The sequence below is a fragment of the Dietzia sp. E1 genome (assembly GCF_014145015.1).
GTDB lineage: Bacteria > Actinomycetota > Actinomycetes > Mycobacteriales > Mycobacteriaceae > Dietzia > Dietzia cinnamea_A.
Genome location: NZ_JAALDU010000317.1, coordinates 1 through 3,978, shown reverse-complemented (window position 1 = coordinate 3,978; position 3,978 = coordinate 1). Strand labels below are relative to the sequence as shown.

Genomic DNA, 3,978 nt, shown 5'->3' with positions numbered 1-3,978 from the left:
GGTGCGCAACTCCCGCTGTAGGTGAGGTCGGCCCAGGGTAGATGAGGTCGGCCCAGGGGCCCCGACGACTCTATGCCAGCGGCCGATTTCACCGCCGCACTCAGGCGGTCGCGGTGCTAGTTTCGACCTCACCGGACTTCGCGAACGGGGCTGCGAGATGAGACCTCTGCGCTACTCGATCAACGTCACCCTCGACGGGTGTGTGGACCACGAGGCCGGGGTCATGCCCGACGAGGAGTCGATGCGCTTCTGGACCGAGCAGATGGCCGCCGCGGACGCCCTGTTGCTGGGCCGCGTCACCTACGAGCTCATGGAGTCCGCGTGGCGGCGTCCCGAGTCGGGTGTGTGGCCGGACTGGATGCAGCCGTGGGAGATCCCGTTCGCCGAGGCCATCGACCGCACGCCCAAGTACGTCGTCTCCAGCACCCTCGACCGGGTCGACTGGAACGCCGAGCTGCTCCGCGGCGACCTCGGGACCGCGGTGCGGGAGCTCAAGGCCCGGCCGGGTCTGGGCCTGTGGGTGGGCGGCGTGACGTTGCCGCTCGCGCTGGCCAACCTGGGACTGATCGACGAGTACGAGTTCGTCGTGCAGCCCGTCCTCGCCGGCCACGGCCCCACACTCATGGCGGGGCTGCGCGAACGCGTCGAGCTGCGGTTGGTGGACCGGATCGGCTTCCGGTCGGGGTCGGTGGCGGTGCGCTACCGGCCCGTCCGCCCCGCCGGGTGACGCCCTACGGCGCCGTCGTCCCCACCGAGTACGCGGCCGCGGCGTCGCGCACGTCCATGACGTACTCGCGCGAGGCGTTGTAGGCCAGCACGGCGCGCTGCCAGTTCTCGGCCACCGAGAGGTCTCCCCCGGTCTCGCAGAGCAGGCGCGCGGCGGCCACGGCGGCGTCGTCGATCTGGTTGGGGTCGGCCACCCCGTCGCCGTTGGCGTCGCGGCCGTATTTGTTCCACGACTCGGGGATGAACTGCATGGGCCCCACGGCGCGGTCGTGTTCGGTGTCGCCGTCCCAGCGCCCGCCGTCGGTGTCGGGGATGTCGGCAAAGCCGGGCGACCCGTCGAGTTTGATCCCGATGATCGGCGGGAGCGCGTAGCCGTCGTCGTTCAACATCGCCCCGCGGTACCGGCCGTGCCGCGTCTCCACGTGCCCGATACCCGCGAGCGTCGTCCAGGCGAGGTTGCACTCGGGTCGGGTCTGTCGCATGGTCTCGGCGGCGTTGCCGTAGGCGGCCAGGGCGCGGACGGGGATGTTCATCGGCTCGTTGAGGCCGGCCGCCCACTCGCGCAGCTGGTCGGACGTCCGGCCGGGGGCGTTGATGTCGATGGTCGGCACGGGCGCCCCGGCGGCCGGCGGGATGCCCGGGGGGATGGGGATGGGCGCCTCGCGGGTGGCCTCATAGGAGCACGACGACGACAAGACGACGGTCGCGAGCAGTCCCGCGAGGCTCGCGGTGGCGCGGGGGGTCAGGGTGGGCATCGCCTGCCATCCTGCCGGAGCCCGGTTCCGCAGCGCGTCGGGGTATCCCCCGATTCGCGGCGGGCCGGCCGTGATGCTCACCTCACACGGACCCGAACCCGCCGGCGAGCGCGGTGAGCTCGTCGAGCAGGGCCTCCCGGCTGATGGCGGGCCGGTCGAGCACCCAGCGGACGGCGATGTTCTCCACGGCCATGACGATCACCCAGGCCCGCGCCGCCGGGTCCGCCGAGCGCAGGCCGGCCGCGGAGAGGTACACGGCAAGCAGCTCGCGGACGCGCGTTTCCAGCGCGTGCTGCGCGGCCCGGTGGCGCACCGCGGGCAGTTCTTCCCACACGATCCGCAGCAGCCCGGCGTCCGCCTCCAGGGCGGACAGCAAGGCGTCGGCGATTCCGCGGACCGCGGCCGGGTCCTGCACGTCGACCGGTCCGGAGGCGGCGAGCGAGGCCGCGACGCGGTCGGAGATCTCCGCCGACCACCGATCCATCACCACCGTGACCAGCGCCGACTTGTCGGGGAAGTACTGATACAGCGATCCCGGGCTCACCTCGGCCTCGTCGGCCACGCGGTTCGTGGTGAAGGACTCGTACCCGTCGCGCACGAGCACGACGCGAGCCGCCTCCACGATCCGCTCGACCATCGCGCGGGATCTGGCCTGCTTGGGCACCCTTCTCATGAACGCGAATTGTATGCGAGTAAATACTCGCGTCATAGTCGTGGCATGACCGCAGCGCCTGAACTCCACACCACCGCGCACTCGCCGTACCCCACACGCTTCCGCGAGGCCGAGGACCGCTCGCGCCGCATCGGTCGCACACTCAAGGCCGTCGCGCGCGTGCACGAGGTCGACGAGCAGCTCATGGACCGCCTCGGCCGCGGCTACCTCGAGCGTGACGAGCTCGGCAACAAGCTGGCCGCCGCGATGCGCCTGCGCTCCGGCGAGCCCGGCGCCGTGAGCCGCCGCCAGCTCGACGAGGCCCTGACCACCGGCACGGCCGGCCTGTCCGAGGACGCTCCGGCCGTCCTGCGCGAGTACATCGCCCGGCTCGAGGACACGCCGGACTGGGTCGACTGGGAGAAGATCGAGCGTGGGCAGAAGGTCTACCTGCGGCTGGGCCAGAACGCCGCCGACATCCTTCTGCAGCTTTCGCTCATCGGCGGCTACCGCTTCGGCGGCCCCACCGATCTGCTCGTGGCGACCGGCGGCCTGACCGGCAACACGACCCTGCGGCGACTGGCCGAGACCAGCCACTGGACCATGTCGCTGTCGATCCCCGACGGGCTGCGCCCGGGCGGCGAGGCGTGGCGGCTCACCGGTCACGTGCGGGCGATGCACGCGGTGGTCAACCACGCCATGGAGCCACGCTGGGACACGGGCCGCTGGGGCCTGCCGATCAACCAGAGCGACCTCGCCGCCACCCTGGGCCTGTTCGACGCCGTCGTCCTGCTGGGCGTGCGAACGCTCGGCGTGCCGGTGAGCCGCCAGGACTCGGCCGACGTCATGCACGTGTGGCGCTACGTCGGCTGGCTGCTCGGGGTCGACGACGACTTCCTCGTCGAGCGCGAGAGCGAGCGCCACCGCATCAACTACCACATCCTCCTCGCACAGGCCGGGCTGTCCGAGGCGGGCCCGCAGCTCACGCAGGCGCTGGTCGAGGCGCAGCGCACGCGGCATCGCAGCGGCCCGTTCCCCCGCCTGCGCGCCCGCGTGGGTCACGAACGGCTGCTGAGCATGCTCACCGTGCTGCTGGGCCGCGAGTCGATGCGCGAGTTCGGTCTGCCCGCCCGTCCGCCGTGGGCCCACGCCTACCTCGTCGCGCTCAACACGCTGCGCTACCGCACGCCGTTCGGCCGCGCCCGGCTCGACGCGTGGGGCGAGCGGGTCCGCGACCGCGAGCGCAAGGAGACCTTCGGCGACGCCCGCCCGGACATCGGCCGCCCCGCCACCGCCTGACTCCCGTCATTGTTCAGCGAGCGCTGTATAGTTCAGTGCGTGCTGACCATTGAGACGCGCCTCGACGTGATGAACCGGCTGGGCCGGGCGATGGCCGACCCGACCAGGTCCCGGATCTTGCTGTGCCTGCTCGATGGGCCCCGCTACCCGGCCGGCCTCGCACGCGAGCTCGACCTCACCCGACCGAACGTCTCCAACCACCTGGGCTGCCTGCGGGACTGCGGCATCGTCGTGGCCGCACCCGAGGGACGGCAGATGCGCTACGAGATCTCCGATCCCCACCTCGCCGCCTCGCTCCGCGACCTCCTTGACGTGACGCTTGCCGTGGACACCGACGCCGAGTGCGTGGTCTCCGACTGCCCCACCTGCAGGCCGTCGTGACCTCCGCGTGCGGCTGCGACGCCCCGGACCCCGGCGACCACGACGAGGAGGCCCGCCCGTGGTGGCGGGATCCGGCCGTTCTCGTCCCGGCATCCTCCGGCGTCGCGCTGGCCGCGGGCCTGGCCACGGAGTGGTCGGGCGCGGCGTGGCCCGGGGCGGAGTGGG

General features: G+C 72.3%; 5 protein-coding genes. 3 read left to right on the top strand and 2 right to left on the bottom strand.

Features of this window, described 5'->3' with window-relative positions; all coding sequences use genetic code 11:
• Positions 1–157 precede the first annotated feature (157 nt).
• Positions 158–727 carry a dihydrofolate reductase family protein gene (locus G6030_RS10885; RefSeq protein ID WP_182643135.1) on the top strand — a complete coding sequence of 190 codons (570 nt, stop codon included), beginning with the start codon at positions 158–160 and terminating at the stop codon, positions 725–727.
• A 4-nt stretch (positions 728–731) separates the two neighbouring features.
• Here the strand turns inward: G6030_RS10885 and G6030_RS10880 are convergent, their stop codons facing one another.
• Positions 732–1,481, bottom strand: coding sequence for a lytic transglycosylase domain-containing protein (locus G6030_RS10880; protein WP_182643134.1), 750 nt, complete (start codon positions 1,479–1,481; stop codon positions 732–734).
• Positions 1,482–1,563: 82 nt separating this feature from the next.
• Positions 1,564–2,154: a TetR/AcrR family transcriptional regulator gene (locus G6030_RS10875; RefSeq protein ID WP_241724306.1), complete on the bottom strand. Its 591-nt coding sequence runs from the start codon at positions 2,152–2,154 to the stop codon at positions 1,564–1,566.
• Positions 2,155–2,199: 45 nt separating this feature from the next.
• Between G6030_RS10875 and G6030_RS10870 the strand changes: the two genes are divergently transcribed.
• Both G6030_RS10870 and G6030_RS10865 read left to right on the top strand, forming a co-directional pair.
• The gene (locus G6030_RS10870; RefSeq protein ID WP_182643133.1) at positions 2,200–3,432 is read left to right on the top strand and encodes an oxygenase MpaB family protein; all 1,233 of its coding nucleotides are present in this window, start codon (positions 2,200–2,202) and stop codon (positions 3,430–3,432) included.
• Between the two features lie 39 nt (positions 3,433–3,471).
• On the top strand, positions 3,472–3,813 hold the full coding sequence (locus tag G6030_RS10865; protein ID WP_182643132.1) for a metalloregulator ArsR/SmtB family transcription factor: 342 nt from the start codon (positions 3,472–3,474) through the stop codon (positions 3,811–3,813).
• The last annotated feature ends 165 nt before the right edge of the window (positions 3,814–3,978 follow it).

Bases quoted from the DNA above. Each gene is read 5' to 3' on its own strand.
- G6030_RS10880 (WP_182643134.1), bottom strand. From the start codon at position 1,481: ATGCCCACCCTGACCCCCCGCGCCACCGCGAGCCTCGCGGGACTGCTC.
- G6030_RS10885 (WP_182643135.1), top strand. From the start codon at position 158: ATGAGACCTCTGCGCTACTCGATCAACGTCACCCTCGACGGGTGTGTG.
- G6030_RS10870 (WP_182643133.1), top strand. From the start codon at position 2,200: ATGACCGCAGCGCCTGAACTCCACACCACCGCGCACTCGCCGTACCCC.
- G6030_RS10875 (WP_241724306.1), bottom strand. From the start codon at position 2,154: ATGAGAAGGGTGCCCAAGCAGGCCAGATCCCGCGCGATGGTCGAGCGG.